At 70.6% G+C, this 24,545-nt stretch carries 16 protein-coding genes; 3 read left to right on the forward strand and 13 right to left on the reverse strand.

What is annotated here, in order from left to right:
* Nucleotides 1–17: 17 nt before the first annotated feature.
* The 11 genes from ACQ7HM_RS19125 to aspS form a co-directional block, all read right to left on the reverse strand.
* A complete protein-coding gene (locus ACQ7HM_RS19125) occupies nt 18–854 on the reverse strand; it encodes a shikimate dehydrogenase (protein WP_434217824.1) in 837 nt (278 codons plus the stop codon).
* Complete coding sequence (locus ACQ7HM_RS19130) at nt 845–2,542, reverse strand: endolytic transglycosylase MltG (RefSeq protein ID WP_434217825.1); 1,698 nt, start codon at nt 2,540–2,542, stop codon at nt 845–847. The genes ACQ7HM_RS19125 and ACQ7HM_RS19130 overlap by 10 nt, the downstream gene beginning before the upstream one ends.
* On the reverse strand, nt 2,539–2,991 hold the full coding sequence (ruvX, locus tag ACQ7HM_RS19135; RefSeq protein WP_434217826.1) for a Holliday junction resolvase RuvX: 453 nt from the start codon (nt 2,989–2,991) through the stop codon (nt 2,539–2,541). The genes ACQ7HM_RS19130 and ruvX overlap by 4 nt, the downstream gene beginning before the upstream one ends.
* Nucleotides 2,988–5,666 (reverse strand): alanine--tRNA ligase, encoded by a 2,679-nt coding sequence (gene alaS / locus ACQ7HM_RS19140; RefSeq protein WP_434217827.1) that lies wholly within the window; start codon nt 5,664–5,666, stop codon nt 2,988–2,990. The genes ruvX and alaS overlap by 4 nt, the downstream gene beginning before the upstream one ends.
* A 95-nt stretch (nt 5,667–5,761) precedes the next feature.
* Entirely contained in the window at nt 5,762–7,195 is a 1,434-nt protein-coding gene (locus ACQ7HM_RS19145; RefSeq protein WP_434217828.1) for a replication-associated recombination protein A, read from the reverse strand.
* 16 nt (nt 7,196–7,211) lie between these two features.
* Nucleotides 7,212–8,345 (reverse strand): hypothetical protein, encoded by a 1,134-nt coding sequence (locus ACQ7HM_RS19150; RefSeq protein WP_434217829.1) that lies wholly within the window; start codon nt 8,343–8,345, stop codon nt 7,212–7,214.
* A gap of 79 nt (nt 8,346–8,424) precedes the next feature.
* The gene (locus ACQ7HM_RS19155; RefSeq protein ID WP_434217830.1) at nt 8,425–9,387 is read right to left on the reverse strand and encodes a transglutaminase family protein; all 963 of its coding nucleotides are present in this window, start codon (nt 9,385–9,387) and stop codon (nt 8,425–8,427) included.
* Nucleotides 9,384–12,092: a circularly permuted type 2 ATP-grasp protein gene (locus ACQ7HM_RS19160; RefSeq protein WP_434217981.1), complete on the reverse strand. Its 2,709-nt coding sequence runs from the start codon at nt 12,090–12,092 to the stop codon at nt 9,384–9,386. The genes ACQ7HM_RS19155 and ACQ7HM_RS19160 overlap by 4 nt, the downstream gene beginning before the upstream one ends.
* Before the next feature lie 5 nt (nt 12,093–12,097).
* On the reverse strand, nt 12,098–15,643 hold the full coding sequence (locus ACQ7HM_RS19165) for a DUF2126 domain-containing protein (protein WP_434217831.1): 3,546 nt from the start codon (nt 15,641–15,643) through the stop codon (nt 12,098–12,100).
* Between the two features lie 64 nt (nt 15,644–15,707).
* The gene (locus tag ACQ7HM_RS19170) at nt 15,708–16,643 is read right to left on the reverse strand and encodes a DUF389 domain-containing protein (RefSeq protein ID WP_434217832.1); all 936 of its coding nucleotides are present in this window, start codon (nt 16,641–16,643) and stop codon (nt 15,708–15,710) included.
* 16 nt (nt 16,644–16,659) lie between these two features.
* Nucleotides 16,660–18,477, reverse strand: coding sequence for an aspartate--tRNA ligase (aspS, locus tag ACQ7HM_RS19175; RefSeq protein WP_434217833.1), 1,818 nt, complete (start codon nt 18,475–18,477; stop codon nt 16,660–16,662).
* A gap of 117 nt (nt 18,478–18,594) precedes the next feature.
* Here aspS and ypfJ point away from each other — a divergent pair, with 117 nt between their 5' ends.
* On the forward strand, nt 18,595–19,470 hold the full coding sequence (ypfJ, locus tag ACQ7HM_RS19180) for a KPN_02809 family neutral zinc metallopeptidase (protein ID WP_434217834.1): 876 nt from the start codon (nt 18,595–18,597) through the stop codon (nt 19,468–19,470).
* Between the two features lie 86 nt (nt 19,471–19,556).
* Nucleotides 19,557–21,224, forward strand: coding sequence for a DUF885 domain-containing protein (locus tag ACQ7HM_RS19185; RefSeq protein ID WP_434217835.1), 1,668 nt, complete (start codon nt 19,557–19,559; stop codon nt 21,222–21,224).
* Nucleotides 21,225–21,231: 7 nt separating this feature from the next.
* Here ACQ7HM_RS19185 and hisS read toward each other — a convergent pair whose 3' ends face one another.
* Both hisS and ACQ7HM_RS19195 read right to left on the reverse strand, forming a co-directional pair.
* Complete coding sequence (gene hisS / locus ACQ7HM_RS19190) at nt 21,232–22,497, reverse strand: histidine--tRNA ligase (protein WP_434217836.1); 1,266 nt, start codon at nt 22,495–22,497, stop codon at nt 21,232–21,234.
* Nucleotides 22,494–23,216, reverse strand: a complete 723-nt coding sequence (locus tag ACQ7HM_RS19195; RefSeq protein ID WP_434217837.1) for an MBL fold metallo-hydrolase — start codon at nt 23,214–23,216, stop codon at nt 22,494–22,496. Before ACQ7HM_RS19195 ends, hisS begins: the two co-directional genes overlap by 4 nt.
* Nucleotides 23,217–23,444: 228 nt before the next feature.
* On the opposite strand from ACQ7HM_RS19195, the gene ACQ7HM_RS19200 reads away from it, so the two are divergent.
* Entirely contained in the window at nt 23,445–24,509 is a 1,065-nt protein-coding gene (locus ACQ7HM_RS19200; protein WP_434217838.1) for a peptidylprolyl isomerase, read from the forward strand.
* The last annotated feature ends 36 nt before the right edge of the window (nt 24,510–24,545 follow it).

The raw sequence follows: 24,545 nt of genomic DNA on the forward strand, positions 1-24,545 counted from the left end.
ACTGTGGACAGAAGGGGTCAGCGCGCGAGCGCGTCTGCCATCGCCTCGAGCGGGGCCGGTCGACCGGTGAACAGTTCGACCTGGGTGACGGCCTGATGGAGCAGCATCACCAGACCGCCGGCGACCGCTCCCCCACGGTCGGCGACCGCGGCGGCCAGGGGCGTCGGCCACGGGGCGTAGATCGCGTCGACGAGGCGCGGTGACTCCGCCACCGACGGGGCGAGGGGGGCCGCGGCCTGCGCGGGCACCGTGCTCACCGTGACCGCGGACGCGGCACAGCGTGCGGCGAGGTCGTCCGACGGCGCGAAGTCGACCACCGTGGTGGACAGTCCGAGTGTCTCGGCGACCTCGAGAAGTGTTGTCGCACGGGCGGTTTCGCGGACAACCACGGTCACCGATCCGGCCCCGGCGGAAGCGAGGGCGGCCAGCGCCGGGCGTGCGGTGCCGCCCGCGCCGAGCACCACCGCCGAGGCGCCGCCCAGGGTGTCGGCGCCGAGTTCACGTAGGGCGCCGGTCACCCCGTCGATGTCGGTGCAGTCCGCCGACCAGCCCTGTCGCGTGCGCACCAGGGTGTTCGCCGAACCGACCATCGCCGCGCGCTCGGTGACGACGTCGGCGTGGTCGAGCGCGGCCACCTTCGCGGGCATGGTCACCGACAGTCCCACCCAGCTCTCGTCGAGGCCGTCGACGAGGTCGGCGAGCCGGTCGGCGGTGCAGTCGATGCGTTCGTAGGTCCAGCCGTCGAGCCCGAGCGCGCGGTAGGCGGCGAGGTGCAGGTCCGGTGATCGCGAATGGTCGATCGGTGACCCCAGGACGGCGGCCCGCCGTGTCGATGTCGCAGCGGTCACCGGCATCCGACGGCGAGCACCTTGTTGTCGCAGGCCTTCTGCCGGTTGCGGAGGTGCTCGGCGTAGTCCTCGGTGAACAGCGTCGTGCCCTGAGGGTCGACGGCCACGAAGTAGATCCAGTTGCCGGCCGGCGGGTTGTCGGTCGCCTGCAACGGCGCCTTGCCGACCGACCCGATCGGGGTCGCCGGCAGGCCGTTGACCTGGTAGGTGTTCCACTTCGTGTCGGCGGTGTAGGCGTCGCCGGAGACGTCGATGTTGACCACGGCCGCGGTGTAGTTCGCGGTCGAGTCCATCTCCAGCTTCTGGTTCTTGCCCAGGCGGTTGAGGATGACGCGCGCGACCTTGCCGTAGTCGTAGGGGTTCGCGACCTCTTTCTCCACCACCGACGCCGACACGAGGTTCTGGTACGGGCTCAGTCCGGTGTCGTTGCGGGCGAGCAGTCCCCACTGGTCGAACAGCGTCGCGCTGGTGGTGATGAGGTACTTGAGCATGGCCGTCGGCGACAGGGTGGGGTCGATGGCCTCGAAGGCCACGGGCGCGATGAGCCCCTCGATGCGTCGATGGTCACCGTCGAGGCGTTCGACGTCGGAGGTCGCCCACGACGGCACCCCGAGGTCGTCGGGTGAGGCCGTGGCGGCGGCCTGCGCCAACTGCTCCTGGGTGACACCGGATCTGCGGCCGTCGATCGTCACCGTGGTGGCCTGGGCGATCATCGCGAAGATGCCGGTGCTCGGTGAACCGTCGGCGGTCTGCTTCGTGTCGAGCTGGCGGCCCGGCGGGATCACCACGCGGCCCACACGATTCGCGTCGCCGTCGAGCATCGACACCGCGGTGGCCGCGGGGATACCCGTACGCAACTTGTAGAACCCGGCGGAGATCGACCCCGAACCGGCGGCGTCGGTGAACGCACGCACGCTGGCCACGACGCCACGATCGCGGAGGATCTCGCCGAACTGCGTGAGTGTCGAGTCCTGGGGGATGGACACGAGCACGTCGCCGGTGCCCGAGGCGTTGGAGTAGTCGTCGTCGTCGACGAAGAAGCCCGTCATCCGCAGGCCCACGTATCCCAGCGACCCGATCACCGCGACCATGAAGACCATGGCCAGTGCCAGCACGACGCGTCGCCGTCGACGACGGGCCTGCACCTGGGCGGTCGCACGGCGGCCCTGCCCCTCCCGACCCGGGCCTCCTCGGTCCTGTCCACCGCCGCGACGGCGAGAGGGCCGGAGCCCGGGGTCGTCGCCGGAGGTGTCGGGGCGACCGATGGGCACGGTGGTCGGCTCGTCGGCCACCGGAGCCCACATGGCCGGCTCGGCGTCGGGCGTCGGCTCGACGCGCGGCGCGCCGTCACGCGCGACGGGCTGGTCGAATCGGCGGTCGTCGTAGGGGAATCGGCCGTCCGGCGCCGGACGATCGGGCGCGCGATCGACCGGGGGGATGGCCCGGGGCCGGGCCCGCCGTGGTTCCTGCCAGAGTTGATCACCCGAGGTGTCGACACGCCGGTCGTCGGTCGAGGTGCGCCGCGGATCCAGCGGTGGGAGTTCGCTGCGCCGGGGTGGCGCACCACGGGCACGGCGATGGGGGTGGGCGCTGCCACTGTCGGCGATGAGGCGACGGAGTCGGGCGGTCTCGGCCGGGTCCTGACCGTCGTCGGCGGCGCGCCGACGGTGCGGACGCGGGGGTTGGTCGGTCACCGTTCATCGCCCCCGACCGACTGCAGGTCGAGCCACGACTGCAGGATCGCGACGGCGGCGGCCTGATCGATCACCGATCGCTGCTTCTTGGCCGAACGACCACTCGCCCGCAGCATCTGCGTCGCCGCGGCCGTGGTGAGCCGCTCGTCGTGGAAGGTGATGGGGACCGGCGCGATGCGGGTGGCCAGCCGATCGGCGAAGGCGGTCGCGGCCTGCGCGGCCGCCCCGTGTTCGCCCCGCAACGTCGTCGGCATCCCGACGACGACCTCGACGGCCTCGTACTCGGTGACGATGTCGGTGATCCGATCGATGTCGGAGGCGTCCTTTGTCCGGGCGACCGTCTCGATCGGCGTGGCCAGCATCCCGTCAGGATCACACGACGCGACCCCGATACGCACGCTTCCCACGTCGACGGCGATTCGCCGTCCGCGCGGCCGCAGCGGACTCACCCCTGCGCCCCGACCGTCTCCCGCACCCGCTGGAGGGCGGCATCGATCCCCGAGGCATCCGATCCCGAGCCCTGCGCGAGATCGGGTTTGCCGCCACCGCGGCCGCCGAGCAGCGGGGCGATGTCGGACACGATCGATCCGGCCGAGAGCCCGGCGTCGCGCGCGGCGCCGGTGACCGCGACCGCGAACGGCACCTTGCCGTCGGTGACGGACAGGAGGGCGACGACACCCCGTTCGCCGCCCAGCTTCCCGCGCAGGTCGGTTGCGAGCGATCGCAGATCTCCGCCGGTCAGTCCGTCCGCGAGGCGGGCCACCACCACGAGGGTGTCCCCGACACGCACGGCATCGTCGAGTACCGACGACGCCGACGCGCGCGATGCCTCCGCCTTGAGCTTCTCGAGACTCTTCTCGGCGTCGCGCAGGCGCTCGACCAGCGTCGCGACACGATCGGGCACGTCCTCGCCGGGGACCTTCAGCGTCGTGGACACCGCGGCCAGCAGCGCACGCTCGCGTGCGAGGTGTCGGTAGGAGTCCAGACCGACGTAGGCCTCGACGCGGCGGACACCCGACGCCACCGACGACTCGCCGAGGAGCGTGACCGGGCCGACCTGCGCCGACGAGCCGACGTGGGTGCCGCCGCAGAGTTCCATCGAGAACGGTCCGCCGATCTCGACGACGCGCACGCGATCGCCGTAGTTCTCGCCGAACAGCGCCATCGCCCCCATCGCCTTGGCCTCGTCGAGTCCGGTCTCGAAGGTGTGCACCTCGTGGTCGGACTCGACTGCGGCGTTCGCGATGTCCTCGACCTCGGCGCGCTGGGACTCGGTCAGCGGTCCGGTCGACCGGAAGTCGAACCGCAGATATCCCGGCCGGTTCAGCGAACCCGCCTGCGTCGCACCGGAACCGAGCACCTGCCGCAGGGCGGCGCCGACAAGGTGCGTGCCCGAGTGGCCCTGCGTGGCGCCACGGCGGTGGTTCGGGTCGACCGAGGCGAGCACGACGTCGCCGACGGCGAACTCCCCCGCCTCGACGGTGGCGGCGTGACGGTAGACGGACTTGGCGACCTTCTGGACGTCGGTGACGCGCGCACGGGCACCCGCTGAGGTCGAGATCGTGCCGATGTCGGCGGTCTGACCACCGGACTCCGCGTAGAGCGGTGTGCGGTCGAGGATGATGTGGACCGTGGTGCCCGCGGTTGCCACCGGAACCGTGGCGGTACCGGCGACAAGGCCGAGAACGGTTGCGTCGCTGACGAGTTCATCGAAACCGGTGAACTCCGTCGGACCCCGGTCGAGGAACTCACGGTAGACCGAGAGATCCCCGTGTCCTTCTTTTTTCTCCTGCGCGTCGGCCTTCGCCCGGCGACGCTGCTCGGCCATGAGGTCGGCGAACCCCTGCTCGTCGACCGACAGCCCGGCCTCGGCCGCCATCTCGAGGGTGAGATCGATGGGGAAGCCGAAGGTGTCATGCAGGGTGAAGGCATCGGCGCCGGCGATGACCGTGCGTCCGGCCTCACGGGTGGCGGTGGCCTTGTCGTCGAACAGTCTCGATCCGGCGGCCAGTGTCCCGAGGAACGTCTGCTCCTCGGCGACCGCGGCGGCACGGATCTCCGAGGCCTTCTCGGCCAGAACGGGATAGGACGGGGTCATCGTGGTGAGGACGGTGTCGACGAAGTCGCCCATCGTGGGCTGGTCGGCACCGAGGAGGCGCGCGGAACGGACGATGCGGCGCAGCAGTCGCCGCAGGACGTATCCGCGGCCGTCGTTGGCGGGCCGGACGCCGTCGGAGAGGAGCATGACCGCGGTGCGGGCATGGTCGGCGATGACGCGGAAGCGGACGTCGGCGGCATGGCCGTCCGTACCGCCTGCACCGTAGGTGCGCCCGGAGAGTCGCTCGGCGACGTCGATGACCGGTTTCAGCAGGTCGGTCTCGTACACGTTGTCGACGCCCTGCAGGATCGTCGCCACGCGCTCGACGCCCATGCCGGTGTCGATGTTGGGCCGCGGCAGCGGGCCGAGGATCGGGTAGTCGTCCTTGGTGGTGCCCTCACCCCGCTCGTTCTGCATGAACACGAGATTCCAGATCTCGATGTAGCGGTCCTCGTCGGCCTCGGGCCCGCCCTCGACGCCGTACGCGGGGCCGCGGTCGTAGAAGATCTCCGAACACGGGCCGCAGGGGCCGGGCACACCCATCGACCAGTAGTTGTCGGCCATCCCGCGGCGTTGGATCCGTTCGGCCGGGACGCCGATCTCCTCGCGCCAGATCGTCTCGGCCTCGTCGTCGTCGAGGTAGACCGTCGGCCACAACCGGGTCGGGTCGATACCGAAGCCGCCGTCGGCGACCGGGTTGGTCAGCAGCGACCACGCGAAGGCGATGGCCTCGCGCTTGAAGTAGTCGCCGAAGGAGAAGTTGCCCGCCATCTGGAAGAAGGTGTTGTGGCGGGTGGTGATGCCCACCTCCTCGATGTCGAGGGTGCGGACGCATTTCTGGATGCTGGTCGCCCGGGGCGACGGTGGGGTCTGCTCCCCGAGGAAGTACGGCTTGAACGGCACCATGCCCGCGTTGACGAACAGCAGGTTGGGGTCGTCGAGGATCAGCGAGGCGCTGGGGATCTCGGTGTGACCGGCGGCGACGAAGTGATCGAGGAATCGCTTCCTGATCTCATGGGTCTGCACCTGATGTCCTCACGCGGTCGTGGTCCGGGTCGTCACCGACACCGGGGCGGGTCGGATGTGTACGACACCCCGCGCAACCGCAGAGCGAGTCCACCCTACCGTTTGCCCGTCCACCCTCCGACGATCGATCGCAGGCGGCCCAGCCGGGCGGAGATCTCGCGTTCGTGACCGTGGTCGGTCGGGGCGTAGTACTCGGTGCCGACGAGCTCGTCGGGCGGGTACTGCTGCGCGACGACGCCGCCCGGTGCGTCGTGGGGATAGCGGTAGCCCTGTGCATTGCCGAGTTTTGCCGCACCCGCGTAGTGGCCGTCGCGCAGGTGCGCGGGCACCGCACCGGCCTTGCCCGCCGAGATGTCACCCATCGCGGCGCCGATGGCCGAGACCACGGCTCCGGATTTCGGCGCGGTCGCGAGGTGGATGGTGGCCTGGGTGAGCGCCAGTTTCGCCTCGGGCATCCCGACGAGCGCGACGACCTGGGCGGCGGCGACCGCCGTCTGCAGGGCCGTCGGGTCGGCCATACCGATGTCCTCGCTGGCGTGGACCATCAGTCGCCGTGCGATGAAGCGGGGGTCCTCCCCCGCGGTGATCATGCGCGCCAGGTAGTGCACGGCGGCGTCGACGTCGGACCCGCGGATCGACTTGATGAACGCGCTGATGACGTCGTAGTGCTGGTCGCCGTCGCGGTCGTAGCGCACCGCGGCGCGGTCCATCGCCGACTCGACGTCGGCGAGGTCGATGCGCGGGATCCCTTCTCCCCCGGTCTCGTCCGCGCCGCCGCGTGCTGCTCCCGCGGCGACCTCGAGGGCGGTCAGTCCGCGTCGGGCGTCGCCGCCGGCGAGGGCGACGATGTGGTCGAGGGCGTCGTCGGCGATGTCGACCGTCCCGGCGAGCCCACGTTCGTCGGTGATCGCCCGGTGCAGGACCTCGCGGAGGTCGTCGTCGGTGAGCGGGTGCAGCTGCAGCACCAGAGACCGCGACAGCAGCGGCGAGACCACCGAGAACGACGGGTTCTCGGTGGTGGCCGCCACCAACAGCACGATGCGGTTCTCGACGGCGTCGAGGAGCGCGTCCTGCTGGGTCTTGGAGAAGCGGTGCACCTCGTCGATGAACAGGACGGTCTGACGGCCGTCGATGAGGGCGCGGCGGGCGACCTCGATCACCGCCCGGACCTCCTTGACCCCCGACGACAGCGCCGAGAGTGCCTCGAAGCGGCCACCGGTGGCCGTCGAGATCAGCGACGCCATCGTGGTCTTGCCGGTCCCGGGCGGACCGTAGAGGAGCACCGAGGCGGCACCGGAGCCCTCGATGAGGCGTCGCAGGGGCGATCCGGCGGCCAGGAGGTGCTGTTGGCCGACGATCTCGTCGAGGCTGCGCGGGCGCATCCGGACCGCCAGCGGGCCCGTGTCGGGCCCGAGGGCCCGGGCCCCGGCGGTGACGGGGGCGAGATCGTGCCGCGACGCCGGCGTGGGGGCGTCGAACAGGGCGTCCTGGGGCTCCCCGGTCCCGTCGCGGCCTGCCGTCGAGGTCACCGTCGAGCCGTCGACATCAGCGCAGCCAGGCTGCGTCCAGCGCCGCACCGATGGCGTCGGCGTCGGCCGCGATGTCCTGCTCGCCGGTGCGGCGGGCGGCCGCGGCGAGATCGGTCCACCGTGCGACGACGACGGCCGGATCGGAGGTGCGCAGAGCCAGCCCGCGGGCGTGGCGGTCGTCGCCGAGTTCGACCGGGAGCATCCACACCGTCGCCAGCCACACCCACAACACCCGGGCGGTCAGGACCTTGCGGTTGAGCTCGCCGTCGTGGCTCAGTGCGGGCCAGATCGCCTGGATCTCCGAGCGCCAGGCGTCGACCATGGCGGTCTCGAGGTCGGCGCGACGGTCCGCCCAGCGCGGCGCCAGTTCGGCGGAGAAGGTGACCACGGCATACCCGATGTCGAGGGTGGCGTCGCGGAAACCGCCCCACTCGTAGTCCATGAACTGCACGCCGTCGTCGTTGATGAGGATGTTGGGCGGTCCGACGTCCGACGGGCTGAACGCGCGGTGCTCACCCTCGGCGAAGAGCATCTGTGCGCGCGTCAGCAGGTCGACGAACCCGTCCGAGACGTCCACTCCGAGATGCTCGCCGAGCACCTCCGGCGCCCGCGAGACCGCGATCTGGACCTGCGCGGTGAGCGCCTCGACATCACCGCGCGCGGGTCCGTGGCGCAGCAGTGCCGCGAAGTCGTCCTCGCCGCCGACGGTGGCCGCGTGCATCCGGCCCAGCGCCTGACCCCACGCGCTGATGGCGTGGCTCGGGTCGGCCCAGTCGGTGCTGGCCAGCAGTGCGCTCATCGACCGGCCGTGGCCGAGGTCACTCAGCACGATCAGCCGTTCGGCGGAGTCGGAGGCGATGAGCTGCGGCCCCGGTCGCGAGCGCATGGGCAACGCGGTCGCGTACTTGTACGAGGCGAGTTCCCGGGCGAAGGCATCGGCCGGTTCGTCGCCGGGGAGCACCTTGATCACCAGGCTCCGGTCGGGCGACAACGGGTTCTGGGCGACCCGGACGCGGACAACGTCGGTGCGTCCGCTCCCGGCCAGATCGACGGGGTCGGCCAGCGCGACCGGACTCCCGGCGCGCGCCGACAACACTCGTTCGGCCGTACGGACCGCACCCGCGGTGCGCCCCTCGGCGATGACAGTCATTGCTCCCCAACCTACCCAACGCGCCACGTGAGACCGTCCTCGAGGCGAGGTCGGTCCACCACCTGCGTGTACAGATGTCCTACGGCGAGATCGTCACGTCCTGCGGCCCAGGCGACTCTTCTTGCGACACGGTCGGCAGTTCTTGCGGCGCCACGTCCACCGACACCGAGATGGTGCTCGAGGTCGAATCGGTGTAGATCACTCCACGGAGCGGCGGTACATCATCATAGTCACGTCCCCACGCCACTGTGACGTGCCTCTCATCCACGAGCTTGTCGTTGGTCGGATCGAAGGCGATCCACTCCCCTCCCGGCACCCACACCGCCGCCCAGGCATGGCTGGCGTCGGCCCCGACGACCCGTTCGCGGCCGGGCGGCGGATCGGTCGCGAGATATCCCGAGACGTACCGGGCGGCAAGCCCGTTGGCGCGCAGGCAGGCTATGGCGACGCGGGCGAAGTCCTGACAGACACCTTCGCGCCGCTCCATCACCGTCGCGACCCGGGTGCTCACCGCCGTCGACCCCGACTTGTAGGTGAAGTCCCGGTGGATGCGGGTGGTGAGGTCGCCGACCACCTCGATGAGCGGGCGACCCGGCGTGAAGACCGACGCCGCGTACTCGCGCACGGCGTCGGTGATCTCGGGTGGGAAGAGGTCGAGTACGAACTCGCGTGCGTCGGCGTCACCGCTCGCAGTGGGCCGGGCGTGTTCCCACGGCGCCACGGCCGGTCCGGTGGCGACGAGATCGGGGTCGATGGGATCGACGTCGACCAGCGACGACCCGGTGACCTCGAGCCGATGGTGCGGGGTCCGGACGTGGAAGTAGATGTCGGCGTTGCCGAAGATGTCGGTGCCCGTCGACCGGTCGGCCGGTTCGGGGTCGATGGTCACCTCGGCGGAGAGCACCCGTTGACCCGGCATCGCGCGCGGCAGCAGGAAGCATCGCCCGAACGATGCGCTGACGACGTCGGCGTAGTCGTAGGTGGTGCGGTGGGTGACCCGGTATCGGCGCGTCGACACCGATTCGACAGTCGGCGTCCTCATGTCGCGTCCACGGTGCCGCCCCACAGGGGCTGGATGTCGCGCGGGGGTGCGAAGCGGGTCCGGCCGAGGACGTCGGACACCTCGCGGACCCCGCGGGCCAGTGTCGTCATCAGATCGGCCAGGTCGGTGCGCCGGTCGGCGTCGTCGACGGCCACGAGATCGGCGGGGTCGACGCGCCGCAACTCGGCGACCAGGTCCTCCACAGTGCGCTCCACCGCGGCCGAACGGATCTCGTCGGGCAGCGACGCGAAGTCGTCGCGCAGGCGGTCGAGCTGGTAGATCATCGAGCGCGGGTTGGTCTCGTCGAACATCGACAACACCAGCACCGAGCGCAGCCGCACCACTCCGCGGTTGCGGCGGCGGTAGATGACGGCCGATTCGTTGGCGATGAGGAACGCCTCGAGCAGCGCCTGCTCGATCTCCGGGTCGTGGGCGTCCACCAGGGTCGAGCGGGTGAGGTCGGCGAGCACCAGTGCCCGTTCGATGCGTCGACCGGCGTCCATGAACAGCCATCCCGGGTCGTGCACCATCGACTCGGCCTGCAGACCGGCGAGCGCCAGCAGTCCGTGGAGCGTCGCCTCGTGGGCGTGCGCAAGGTCGTCGACGTCGACGCTGCTGTCGTCGGGGGCGTCAGCGGCGACGGTGTGGGCGAGATCGGCGAGTGCCCGTTCGATCGTGCCCAGCACCATCCACGTGCTCGTCGACATCTGGTCGCGGACGGCGCGGGCCGCGGCGACCAGACGATCGACGGAGTGGGCGATCGACCCGGGCATCGACCGCGACATCGTGAGCCGACCGAGTGCGGCGAGCGCCAGCGTCGCGTCGCCGACGGTGGTGTGCCCGGTGTCGACCGGGGGCAGCGTCCCGAGCTCGTTCACGGTGGCCGTCGTCGCCGCCACCCCGGCCAGGAACAGCGGCAGCGCGCCGGTGCCCGGCATCCAGGGACGGTGGTCGCGGGCCTGATAGCGCTCGCGCGCCACCGCGGTCAGGCGCACGGTCAGCTCGGCGCGCTCACCGTAGCGGCCGAGCCAGAACAGGTCGGCCAGTACGCGCGGCGACGTCGCAGACCGGTCGACACCGACACCGGCGGTCGGAAGCGACAGCGGCTGCACCGATTCCGCGATCCGCGTGGTGTCGCCGGCCCCCTCGGCACTGGTCACCCAGACGTCCTTGGCGGCCACGGCCCGCATCGTCGACCCCGCGGGCCCCGGTTCGAGCACCTGTCCCAGCCCGCCGGGCATCACGCTGTAGCCCGAACTCGACGACACCGCGAAGGTGCGGATCGCGACAGGTGCCGCCCGCAGGCGCATCGATGCGCCCGGTGCGGGCGGTGCCATCGACGGGGCCACCGAGAACCGCTCGGTGCGACGGGCCACCCACTGCCAGGGATCGGCGTCGATGCGGGCGCGGACCGTCTCACGTTGCGCCGCCGACAGGTCGGGCCCGAGGAACTGTTCACCGGTGCGGACGTTGTCGATGACCAGCTCCGCGAGGTCGGCGCGGATCTTCGATCGATCGAGATCGTCACCCGCCCAATGGGTCTCGACCGGTTGCAGCAGGAGGTCCTCGTCGAGCAGCGCCGAGGCCAGGCGCTCGGCGACGGTGTGCAACGCAGGGTTCTCGAGCACGCCGCTGCCGAGGGTGTTGACGACGGTGACGCTGCCGCGCGCGATCGCCTCGACGAGTCCCGCGACCCCCAGCCGCGAGTCGGTGCGCAGGTCGAGCGGGTCGCAGAACGCGGCGTCGACACGACGCAGGATCACGTCGACCCGCTTCAGACTGCCCAGTGACCGCATGAAGACCACGCCGTTGACGACGAGCAGGTCGGCCGACTCCACCAGGGGAAAGCCCAGCTGCGACGCGACGTAGGCCTGGTCGAAGGCGGTCTCCGACAACGATCCCGGGCTGAAGACCACCACCGTCGGGTCGTCGACCCCGGGCGGCGCGTGATCGAACAGCGCCAACCGCAGGGTACCGGCGAAGGTGGTCATGGCGCGGGGGCCCACGCGTCCGAACGCCCCCGACAGTGCACGGGAGGTGAGGCGACGGTCGGCGATGGCGTAGCCGATGCCCGAGGGTGCCTGGGTGTGGTCGGCCCACACCACCGGCGAGCCGTCGGCGGTGCGCCCGATGTCGCAGGCGTGCAGGAACAAGGCGTGCGGACCGGGGTTGCCCAGGCCCGCGGCCTTGCGGATGTAGCCCGGGTGGCCGAACACCATCTCCGGCGGGACCAGGCCCGACGTGAGGGTCCGCCGCTCGCCGTAGAGGTCGACGAGAAGACGGTCGAGCAGCAGTGCGCGTTGCGCGACAGCGGTTTCCAGGGCGGCCCACTCGTCACCGTCGACGACGAGCGGCACACTGTCGAGCTCCCAGAGCTGCGCCGGTCGCGGCGGCGCGGTCGGGGACGTCACACGATCACCGGTCGGCGTGTAGGTGATGCCCTCGTCGGCGACCATGGTCCGCAGGCGGGTCGCGGTGCGGGTCAGACCCGCCTCACCGGTGCGGCTGACACCGGCGACGAGCCCGTCCCACTGCGGACGCACCGCGCCGTCGGTGTCGATGAGTTCGTCGTACGGGATCGCCGCGTCGGCGCCGTCACCCCGCACCCGATCGGGGTCGAAGAGCCCGAAGCGTTCGGATCGGTATCGATCGACGACGGCCGAGACCTGGGCGGGTCGCCCGGGAGGCGGCGAGGGTGGATGCACCGAGGTCACCGCAGGACCGTACGCGCCCGTCGCAGGTCGAGGATCGTCGGCACCCCGAGGTCGGTGGCCAGGCGGGCGGACATCTCACGCAGGGCGGCGGTGTCGACCGGCCCCGGGGTGTGACCGATCGCCTCGAACCGGCCGTTGCGCCGCGACTCGGCCTCGACGGCGTTCACCGGCGGTCGTTCGTAGGCCCGACCACCCGGATGGATGACGTGATAGGTCGCACCGCCCACCGACCGGCCCGAGAACGTGTCGACCATGTCGAACACCAGCGGAGAGTCGATCCCCACGGTCGGGTGCAGGGCGCTCGGGGGCTGCCAGGCCCGGAACCGGATGCCCGCGACGCGTTCGCCCGGGCGGCCGGTCGGCGTCAACGGCAGCGGAAAACCGTTGCAGGTGAGGATGAACCGGTCGTCGTCACTGCCCTGCACCCGCACCTGCACGCGTTCGATGGACGAGTCGACATAGCGGGCGGTGCCGCCGGCGGTCGACTCCTCGGCGAGCACGTTCCACGGTTCGATCGCGCCGCGCAGTTCGATCTCCTGATCGCGGATCTGCACGGTGCCCAGCCGCGGGAACCGGAACTCGGTGAACGGGTCGAGCCATGCGGTGTCGAACTCGTGGCCCGCCTCACGCAGATCCTCGGCCACCTGCGCGATGTCGGCGATGACGTAGTGCGGCAGGAGGTGTTTGCCGTGGAGATCGGCGCCGTGACGGACCAGTCGCCCGCGGAACGGGTGGTCCCAGAACCAGGCCACCAGACTCCGTACCAGCAGCGACTGCACCATGGCCATCTGATGGTGCGGCGGCATCTCGAACGCCCGCAGTTCGAGCAGTCCGAGGCGTCCGCGCGCCGAGTCGGGGCTGTAGAGCTTGTCGATACAGAACTCGGCCCGGTGGGTGTTGCCGGTGATGTCGGTGAGCAGGTGCCGCAGCGCACGGTCGACCGTCCACGGGTTCGCATCTCCGTCGTCACCGGTCAGCCGGTCGATCTCGGCGAACGCGATCTCCATCTCGTAGAGGGCACTCTCGCGACCCTCGTCGGCGCGCGGTGCCTGCGAGGTGGTGCCGATGAACCGCCCGGAGAACAGGTACGACAGCGACGGGTGGCGCTGCCAGTAGCTGAGCATCGACACCAGCAGGTCGGGGCGGCGCAACAACGGCGATTCCGTAGCGGTCCGCCCGCCCAGCGTGATGTGGTTGCCACCGCCGGTGCCGCCGTGGCTGCCGTCGAGGTCGAAGGACTCGGTGCCGAGACGGGCGTGCCGCGCCTCGCGGTAGATCGTCTCGAGGAGTGTCGACTGCTCGGCGAACGACGCCGTCGGCTGGATGTTGACCTCGATGACGCCGGGGTCGGGGGTGACGGTGAGCGACTGCAGGCGGCCGTCGGCGGGTGGGCCGTAGCCCTCGACCACCACCGGTCGGTCGATCGTGGTCGCGGCGGTCTCGACCACACTGACGAGGTCCACGAACTCCTCGAGGCGCTGCGTGGGCGGGAGGAAGACGTAGAGCACGTCGTCGCGGACCTCGGCGACGAGAGCGGTCCGCGGCACCGGACGGTCCGCGTCGTCCTCGGTGGTCTCGTCGCCCTCGACCGTCTCGTCCTCTGCGGTGGTCTCCTCGGTGTCCGGTTCCGGATCGGTCTCGTCGGTCTCGTCCTCGTCCTCGTCGTCGGCGACGCCCGCAGCGGGGGCGAGCGGCGACGCGGTGATGCGCAGCGGTGCCGCCGGTGCCGTCGGATCGGCCTCGAAGGTGACCGGTGCGGGACCCCACGACAGCGAGTCCAACGGCAGTCGCAGTCCCGCCGGGCTGGTGCCGGCGGTGAGGACGAGGCGACCACGGCGGGTCGTCCAGGCCGCGCTCTCCCACGCGGTCTCGTCGTCGGTGCGACTCACCGGCAGGACGTGCGCGGTGGGCACGGTGACCGGTTCGTCGAGACGGGCCAGGAGTTCGCGACGCGCGGCGGTGCCGTCGTCGGTCGGGGTGAGGTCGCGCCCCCGACCTCGGAATCCTGCCGTCGGGTCGTCGTCGGCATCGGGCTCGACGGCGGCCGCGGTGGGATCGCCCCCGGGACTGCGGAGGAGGTCGGCCAGGCGCAACAGCGGGTCCTCGAACGCCGGTCGGACGGCCTCGCGGGTGACACCGAGGGCGTCGGCGGCCGCGTTCATGAACGCGGCGGTGACCTGCGCCGAGGCCGCGTCGGGGCGGGTCACCGACGTCGTCATCGAGGCGCCTGCCCTCTCGGCGTCGGCCCACGGATCGGCGAGCAGCTCCGGACGATGCCACAGCGCCTCACCGTCGCTGCGCCACATCAGGCCGATCTGCCAGCGCGGCAACGGTTCACCCGGGTACCACTTGCCCTGGCTGCGCTGTACCAGTCCGGTCGGTGCGTAGATCGGGCGCAGCCGACCGGCCAGGACCGACGCGAGGCGACGCTTGTCGGGCCCGTCGGCGGCGGTCGTCCACTCCGGCGCGGTCTGGTCGTCGATGGACACGAACGTGGGCTCGCCGCCCATCGTGAGGCCGACACCGCGTTCGCGCATGCGGGTGTCGACCACGGCCCCGAGGTCGACGACCCGACGCCACTGATCGTCGGTGTAGGGCAACGTGACCCGCGGGTCCTCGTGGAAACGGGTCACGACGTTCGAGAAGTCCATCGTCGCGTGGCACGGACCCGTCGCGCCGGTGATGGGTGCCGCGCCGCCGGGTGACGGTGTCGCGGCCAGCGGGATGTGGCCCTCACCGGCGAACAGCCCCGACGTCGGATCCATGCCGACCCATCCGGCGCCGGGCAGGTAGACCTCGGTCCACGCGTGCAGGTCGGTGAAATCCGCGGAGGGACCCGACGGGCCGTCGATCGACGTCACGTCGGAGGTCAGCTGGACGAGATACCCGGACACGAAACGTGCCGCGAGTCCGAGTCGGCGCAGGATCGCCACCATCAGCCACGCCGAGTCGCGACACGATCCGATGGCGCTGGTGAGCGTGTATTCGGGGCTCTGCACCCCGGCCTCGAGGCGGACGGTGTAGTTCACGTCGTCGCGCACGGCGCGGTTGATCGCGACGAGGAAGTCGATGATCCGGATCGGTCCGGTCGGGCGGTGATCGGCCACCCACTGCGCGAGGGTGGGGCTGTCGTCGTCCGGGTCGTCCCCGGCGCTGTGGCGACCGGGGGTGGAGTCGGTGACCGGCCGCAGGTAGGCCTCGAGGTCGGTGCGCATCGCGTCGGGGTAGGTGAACCCGAAGTCCTCGGCCCAGTCCTCGATGAAGAAGTCGAAGGGGTTGATGGAGGTGAGGTCGGCGACGAGTCCGACGGTGATGCTCAGCGACGTCGTCGGCTCCGGGAACACCAGGCGCGCCTGATAGTTGGCGAACGCGTCCTGCTGCCAGTTCACGAAGTGCTCGGCGGGTTCGATCGCCAGCGTGTAGGCCTCGATCGGGGTGCGCGAATGTGGCGCCGGGCGGAGGCGGACCACGTGCGGGTACACCTTCACCGGCCGGTCGAAGGAGTAGCTCGTCCGGTGTTCCAGTGCCACCTTGATGGTCAACGCCGTGTACCCCTGTCCGTCACCTCGGGTGCGTCGCGAACCGACGACCTCGGGGTCGATCCCATCACAGATCGGGGGTCGTCGCCGTCCGCCGACGGGCCATCAGACGGTGCACTGCGAGCACGCACACCCCGGCCACCACGATGCCGACCATGTTGACGGCGAGCTGTGCCGTCGACTCCGCCGCGACGCGCCACTGGCCCAACGTGGCGGCCACCACCGCGTAGCCCGCGGCGGGGACGGTCGTCACCGAGATGAACACGCCGACGAGTGCCGCCGACTTCGCCGAGACCAACGACAGCATCCCCGCGGCCCCGGCCAGGATCGCCACCACGAGCGAGAACGGGCCGACCTGATAGATGAAGTCGACCTGGTCGGCGGTGGTCACGTCGGTGATGTCGACGGTTCCGGTCGCCTCGCCGAGGACGGCGGCCAGCCCGGTGACGACCATGGCGATCGGGAACCCGATGAGGAGTGCGTAGGCCGAGCGGCGGGCGAGATCGAAGCGGCGACGGACGAATCCGACCGCGATGCCGGCGAGCGGGCCGAACTCGGGCCCGACGACCATGGCCCCCACCACCGTCACCGGCGAGTCGGTGATGACACCGACCGCGGCGAGCAGGCACGCCAGGGTCAGGAACGTGATGAACGTGACGCTCAGGGTGGCGTCCTCACGGGTCCGGCGGGTCAGTTCCTCCCAGATGATGGCGTCGTCCGGGTCACCCGGTGCATCCTTCTCCGCGCGCACCGCGGCGTCGGAGATCACCGTGTCGAGCGGCTCCATGGTGATCGCGCCGTCGTGCGTGAGGCCGAGGGCGAGCAGGTCGTCGAGGACGTCGTTGACCGCCTCGCGGGTGATGTCGGCCTCGACGAGGTCGCCGGCCGGTTCGACCGCCGCTCCCGGATGGACGATGAGGTGGGTGACACCGACCGCCTCACGCAGCAGGGACACCACGTCGGCACCACAGTGGTCCGGCGCGATGATCCGCAGGTGCAGCACGGTCGGTGCGCGGCGATCAGGAGTCCGCGGGAGGCGGTGTCTGCGCCGACGACGGACTCGCCGCGGCCGCGGGCTTCGGCGGCGGTGCGTCGATCCCCGACTCCTTGCGCTGTGCCGGGGTGATCGCCGCCGGCGCATCGGTCAGCGGGTCGACGCCGCCACCGGACTTCGGGAACGCGATGACCTCACGAATCGACCCCTCACCGGCCAGCAGCGCGGTGATGCGATCCCACCCGAAGGCGATGCCGCCGTGCGGCGGGGCGCCGAAGGCGAAGGCGTCCAACAGGAATCCGAACTTCTCCTGCGCCTGCTCGTGGTCGATGCCCATGAGCGCGAAGACACGCTCCTGCACGTCGCGGCGATGGATACGGATGCTGCCGCCACCGATCTCGTTGCCGTTGCAGACGATGTCGTAGGCGTAGGCCAGTGCCGACCCCGGATCGGCCTCGAGGTTCTCCAGCGACTCGGGCTTGGGTGAGGTGAAGGCGTGGTGCACGGCGGTCCAGGCACCCGAACCCACCGCGACGTCGCCGGTGGCGGTCGCGTCGGCCGTCGGTTCGAACAGGGGGGCGTCGACGATCCAGGTGAAGGCCCAGGCAGTGGGGTCGATGAGGTCGAGCTTGCGGGCGATCTCGCCGCGCGCCGCGCCGAGCAATGCGCGCTGGGCCTTCGTCGGGCCGGCGGCGAAGAAGACACAGTCGCCGGGCTTCGCGCCCACGTGGGCGACGAGACCGTCGCGTTCGGCGTCGGACAGGTTCTTCGCCACGGGCCCACCGAGGGTGCCGTCCTCGCCGACGAGCACGTACGCGAGACCCTTGGCGCCACGCTGCTTGGCCCAGTCCTGCCAGGCGTCGAGCTGGCGGCGGGGCTGGCTCGCCCCACCGGGCATCACGACGGCGCCGACGTACTCGGCCTGGAAGACGCGGAACGGGGTGTCGGAGAAGAACTCTGCGCACTCGACGAGTTCGAGCTCGAAGCGCAGATCCGGCTTGTCACTCCCGTAGCGGCGCATCGCCTCGGCGTAGGTCATCCGCGGGATCGGGGTCGGCACCGTGTAGCCGATGAGCTCCCACAGCGACACCAGGATCTCCTCGGCGAGGGCGATCACGTCGTCCTGGTCGACGAAGCTCATCTCCACGTCGAGCTGGGTGAACTCCGGCTGACGATCGGCGCGGAAGTCCTCGTCGCGGTAGCAGCGCGCGATCTGGTAGTACCGCTCGAGGCCACCGACCATCAGCAGCTGCTTGAACAGCTGCGGGCTCTGCGGCAGTGCGTAGAACGACCCCGGGCGCAGTCGCGCGGGCACGAGGAAGTCGCGGGCGCCCTCGGGTGTCGAACGGGTCAGGGTCGGGGTCTCGACCTCGACGAAGTCGCGGGCGCCGAGCACGGCGCGGGCGGCGGCGTTGACCTTCGAGCGGAGTCGGATGGCGGCAGCGGGGCCCTCGCGACGCAGGTCGAGGTAGCGGTACTTGAGGCGCGCCTCTTCGCCCGGGGACTCGTCGAGCTGGAACGGCAGGGCCGCCGACTCGTTGAGCACGGTCAGGTCCGAGGCGTTGATCTCGATGCCACCCGAGGCGAGGTTGGCGTTCTCGCTGCCCTCCGGGCGGTTCTCCACGACGCCGGTGACCTGCACGCAGTACTCGGCGCGCAGGCGGTGGGCGGTGTCGGCCACCTGCTCGTCACGGAACACGACCTGCACCAGACCGGAGCTGTCGCGCAGATCGATGAAGATCACCCCGCCGTGATCACGACGGCGCGCCACCCATCCGACGACGGTGACGGTCTCGCCATCGTTGTCGGCTCGCAGAGATCCGGCGAAATGGGTGCGCAGCACGGGCTTCCTCTCATGGAAAAGGTGGCGTCGAGGTGGGCTCGACGGAGGTGATCCTACGTAGGATCATCCTCCGAACACGAATGCGTTTCGCGGTCGTGCGCAGGCGACAGGAGAGCGATGACGTTCCAGGGCGACGGTCCACTCGACACCAGCGGGGTCTCGGGCGGCGGTGGCGGCGGACGCGGCCGCATCGCGCTCGGTGGCGGGGCCGGCCTGATCGTCGCGATCGTGGCGGTGCTGTTCGGCGTGAATCCCGGCGACATCCTCGGCGGTGACGGCGGTTCGACGTCGAGTGTCGCCTCCGGGTCCTCGGGGACGAACACGGCCATCCAGAGCCAGATCGACAGCTGCACCATCGCCAAGGCCAACACCGACACCATCTGCCGGATCGTCGCGACCACCAACAGCCTCGACAAAGTGTGGCCGACCCTCGTCGACGGGTACACGAAACCGAAGACGGTGATCTTCGCCGACGCGATCACCACCGGCGGCTGCGGTTCGGCCACCTCGGCGGTGGGGCCGTTCTACTGCCCCGGGGACAAGACCGCGTACTTCGACCCGACCTTCTTCACGACGCTGTCCGATCAACTCGGCGGCAGCAACGCCCCGCTCGCCCAGGAGTACGTGGTCGCCCACGAGTTCGGGCACCACGTGCAGAACCTGCTCGGCACCATGGACCAGGCCCAGCGCCTCGGATCCCGCGGCGCGAAATCGGGTTCGGTGCGCCTCGAGCTGCAGGCCGACTGCTACGCGGGCGTGTGGGCCGAACACGCCGACAAGGGCCCCGACGCGATGCTCGAACCGCTGACGAGTGAGCAGATCGGCGACGTCATCACCACGGCGAAGGCGATCGGCGACGACACCCTCTCGGGCAAGAACGACACCGAGGGGTGGACACACGGTTCCGCCGAACAGCGGGTGCGGTGGTTCACCACCGGGTACCGCTCCGGCGATCCCGCCGGCTGCGACACCTTCTCCACCAACCGCCTCTAGCCGCCACCCGGCGCCTGACCACGCCACTCGGGCACGTGACCACGCCATCAGGTGCCCAAGTGCCGGGGGTCTGATTGCATGGGGTCATGACCGGTCCCGAGACAGTCCGCACCCCCACCGCGATCGACGCCATCGCCGACGACTTCCTCGCCCGATCGTGTGCGGCCGACCCGGTGTTCTCCACACTGACCGGCGTGCGCGGCAACGACCATGCGCTGACCGACTACTCCCCCGAAGCGATCGCCGGCCGGTCGGATCTGGCGCGCGAGGCCCTGCGTGCACTCGCCGCGGCGACCCCGGTCGATGACGTCGACCGGGTGACCGTGGCGACGATGACCGATCAACTCGGCCGCGGCCTGGCCGTCGACGACGCCGGGCTCCGCGTGGGCGAGGTCAACGTCATCGAGTCACCGTTGCAGGCCGTCCGCGACGTGTTCGACCTCATGGGCACCGACACCGACGACGACCGGTCGGTGCTGCTGGCACGCGTGCGCGCCATCCCGGACTGCGTCGACTCGATCGTCGCCGGTCTACGCCATCGCGTCGACCGGGGTGAGCCGCCCGCGCGGCGTCAGGTCGAACTGGTGGCCACGCAGTCCGGCGAGGCGGTCGACGCGATCTGGACCAACGTGTCGACCGCGCTCGACGGCGCACCGGGTTTCGCCGACGACTTCGACCGGGCGCGCACGGCGGTGGCCGACGCCTTCGACCGACTGCGCGAGGTGCTGACCACCGAGGTGCTCCCCCACGCCGCGGAACGCGACGGCGTGGGCCGCGACCGGTATCGGCTGCACTCGGCGGAGTTCGTGGGTACCGACATCGACCCCGACGAGGCCTACGCCTGGGGTCTCGATCACCTGCAGTCGATCGTCGCCGAACAGGAGACGCTGGCCGAGCAGATCGCGCCGGGGGCCGGCGTCGCTGGCGCCCTGGCCGCCCTCGACGACGACCCGCGCTACCAGATGACCGACCGCGACGCCTTCGTCGCGTGGATGCAGGAGCTGTCCGATCGCGCCACCCGCGATCTCGCGGGAACCCACTTCGACATCCCCGACGGTCTCACCGCGCTCGAGTGCCGCCTCGCCCCGTCGGCGGTCGGGATCATCTACTACACGATGCCGAGCGAGGACCTGACCCGTCCGGGTCGCATGTGGTGGTCGGTGCCGCCGGAGCAGACGGTGTTCCACACCTGGCAGGAGACGACGACGGTCTTCCACGAGGGCGTCCCCGGACACCACCTGCAGCTCGGCCAGGCCATGATCAGCCCGGAACTGAACCGATGGCGCAAGCTCGCCTCGTTCACCTCGGGCCACGGCGAGGGGTGGGCGCTCTACGCCGAACGGCTCATGGACGAACTGGGATGGTTGACCGACGTCGGCGACCGCATGGGCATGCTCGACTCGCAGCGTCTGCGCGCCGCCCGTGTGGTGGTCGACATCGGCGTGCACTGCGGCCTTCGGGCCCCCGAGGAGGTCGGCGGAGGGATCTGGGACGCCGACAAGGCGTGGCGGTTCCTGTGCGACGCCGTCGCGATGGACCGCAACGTGTTGCGTTTCGAACTCAACCGCTATCTCGGCTGGCCGGGTCAGGCCCCGTCGTACGCCCTCGGACAGCGGGTGTGGGAACGCACCCGCGACGACTACCTCCGGGCCGACCCCGACCGGACTCTGCGCGAGTTCCACTCGCGCGCATTGCGACTGGGCGGTGTCAGCCTCGACGTGCTGCCGGGTGGTGTCGCGGGGACGACCGCCTGACCGACGGTCAGAGCACGGTCGCGACGACGTCGTCGACGACGCTGTCGAGACCCACGGTGCGCTGCGAGCCGTCGGCCAGATCCTTGATCTCGATCTGACCGGACTCCAACTCACGGTCGCCGAGCACCAGCGCGAGCCGGGCGCCCGAACGGTCGGCGCCCTTCATGGCGCCCTTGAGTGCCCGTCCGCCGTAGGCGATGTCGATGCTGACGCCTCGGGCCCGCAGTTCGCCGGCGATCACGACGAGCCGGTCGAGCGCGGCCTCCCCCATCGGGACGCCGTAGACGCGACACCGTGCCGAGGTCGTGTCCGGGACGGCCTCGGCGTCGAGGGCGAGGACCGTGCGGTCGACCCCCAGCCCGAACCCGATACCGGAGAGTTCCTGCCTGCCACCGAGCTGACTCATCAACCCGTCGTAGCGTCCACCGCCACCGATACCCGACTGTGCGCCGAGCCCGTCGTGGACGAACTCGAACGTCGTCTTCGTGTAGTAGTCGAGTCCGCGCACCAGCCGCGGGTTGACCTCGTAGGCGACGCCGAGCCGGTCGAGGTGGCCTCGCACGGCGGTGAAGTTGTCGCGGACCGAGTCGGAGAGGAAGTCGATCATCAGCGGCGCATCGGCGGTGGCCGCCTTGATCTCGGGGCGCTTGTCGTCGAGCACGCGCAGCGGGTTGATCTCCGCGCGCCGACGCGTCTCCTCGTCGAGGTCGAGCCCGAAGAGGAACTGCTGCAACGCCTCCCGATAGGCCGGCCGGCAGGTGTCGTCGCCGAGGGTGGTGATCTCGAGTCGGTAGCCGCGCAGTCCGCAGCGGCGGAAACCCTCGTCGGCGATGGCGATCACCTCGGCGTCGAGGGCGGGGTCGTCGACGCCGATGGCCTCGACACCGACCTGCTGCAGCTGCCGGTAGCGCCCGGTCTGCGGCTTCTCGTACCGGAAGAAGGGGCCGTGATAACTGAGCTTGATCGGCAGTTGCCCGCGGTCGAGCCCGTGCTGCAGCACCGCCCGCATCACCCCGGCGGTGCCCTCGGGACGCAGCGTCACCGAGCGGTCCCCGCGGTCGGCGAAGGTGTACATCTCCTTCGACACCACGTCGGTGGACTCCCCGACACCGCGGGCGAACAGCGCGGTGTCCTCGAACACCGGCAGCTCGATGTGGGAGTACCCGGCCAGCCGCGCCGCCCGGGTCAGCTCGTCGCGGACGGCGAGGAACCGGCTCGAGTTCGGGGGCAGATAGTCGGGGATGCCACGCGGCGCCTGGAACACAGAGCTCACAGTCCGTGTCGTCCTTTCCTCGGTCCGTTCTCGGCGCTGTCGTCGACGCCGGGCAGGCCGGCGAGGAACGGGTTGACCGCCCGCTCGCGACCGACACTGGTCTGCGGCCCGTGTCCGGGCAGCACCTGGGTCTCGTCGCTGCGGGTCAACAGCGTGGTGGCGATGCTGCGGAGCAGCTGCTCGTGATCGCCCCCGGGCAGATCGGTACGCCCGATCGACCCCGCAAACAGTACGTCGCCGGAGAAGCAGACCGGTAACGTGCCGTCGCCGGTGTCGGCGAGCGTCGACAGCAGCACCGATCCCCGGGTGTGGCCGGGCGCGAGGTCGACGTCGAAACCGATCCCCGCCAGGTCGACCGGCTCCCCGTCGACGAACTCGATCACCTTCTCCGGTTCGCGGAACACGATGCCGCCGATGACCGACGCCAACGCCGGACCGATGCCCGACGCCGGATCAGCCAGCATGTGCCGGTCGGCGGGGTGGATGTAGGCCGGGATCGAGTACTCGTCGCACAGCACCGCGGCGTCCCACGTGTGGTCGAGGTGACCGTGTGTGAGCAGCACCGCGACCGGTGTCAGCGAGTGCTCGGTGAGCAGTGCGCGCACGCCCGCGGCCGAGTCCTGCCCCGGGTCGATGATGACGGCCTCGGAACCGGGACGGTCCGCGACCACGTAACAGTTGGTCGCGAACATCCCCGCGGCGAAACCGGTGATCAACAACGTCTGCTCCTTCGGTCGATGGGTACATCATCGCAAAGGCGGCTGTGAACGGTCGTTTCCCGCCGCAGCCGTGGGACACGCCCGCCGTCGGTGGCCACCCCTGAGAGGTCTTCACAGGGTCGGCTGGCAGACTCGCAGCGGCAGGGGTGGCTGGCGTCACCCCCTCACGAGCCGGGCGTCGACGACGCCCGCGGCGTCCCAGTGGTCATCGATGGAGGTATCGCGGCTGTGCCCAGCGACCCAACCGGCAAAGACAACTCTTCGGACAACACGTCGGACGAACCCGAGGTCGGCGGTGAGCAGATGACCAACGAGCAGCGTCGGGCCGAGGCCAAGCGCAAGCTCGAGCACCGGCTCGGGACCCAACAGGCCGCTGCACGTCGTCGCAAGATCATCGTCGTCACCACGTCCGTGGTCGTCGCGGTGGCCGTCATCGCCACCGTCGGCACGCTGGTGACCAACAAGGTGCTCGACGACCGCGAGAAGGCCCGCTACACCGCGTGCGCCTACACCCCGACCCCCGCGGACGCGAACCCGTTCTCCCAGCCGCCGCAGATCCCGCCGAACCTCAGTGGTGAGCAGTTGGCACGGGCCAAGCAGTTCGTCGCCGACTTCACCGCCGGCAAGTCCAAGCAGCGCACCGCGACGATCCCGGCCGACCGTCAGTTGAAGAAGGGTGAACTCACCGCCACGCTGACCACCAGCCAGGGGACGATCCCGATCGAGCTCGACCGGTCGTCGGCGCCGTGCAACGTGGCCGCGGTGGCGTCGCTGATCGACCAGAAGTACTACGACAACACCGAATGCCACCGGATGACCGAGGGCGGGACGGGCAAGATCGCGGTCCTGCAGTGCGGCGACCCGACCGCGACCGGTGCCGGCGCTCCCGGCTGGACCAGCCCCGACGAGTTCCCGACCGATCTGAAGACGATCCCGCAGGACCCGCAGATGGCGTCGCTGGGTGTGCCGGCGTCGGTGGTCTACCCCCGCGGCACGGTCGCGATCGCCAACAGCTACTCCCCCGGTCAGGGCGGTCAGGCGTCGGGCGCGAACACCGGTTCGGCGCAGATGTTCCTGGTCATCAACGACAGTGAGCTGCCGGCGAACTACAGCGTCATCGGCAAGGTCGAGGAGCCCGGCCTGGCGGTGCTCGACAAGGTCTACAAGGGCGGCCTGACACCGGGCATCCGGCCGACGCAGGATCCCAACACCATGGCGGTCACCTACGCACCGACACCGGGCGACGGCAAGCCGAAGCTGGCCGTCGAGATCGAGAAGGCCACCGTCAGCTGACCGAGGTCGGCGTCCACCGTTCCGGCGGCTGCCATT

The organism is Williamsia sp. MIQD14, from assembly GCF_051025635.1.
In the GTDB taxonomy this organism is placed as follows: Bacteria; Actinomycetota; Actinomycetes; order Mycobacteriales; family Mycobacteriaceae; genus Williamsia_A.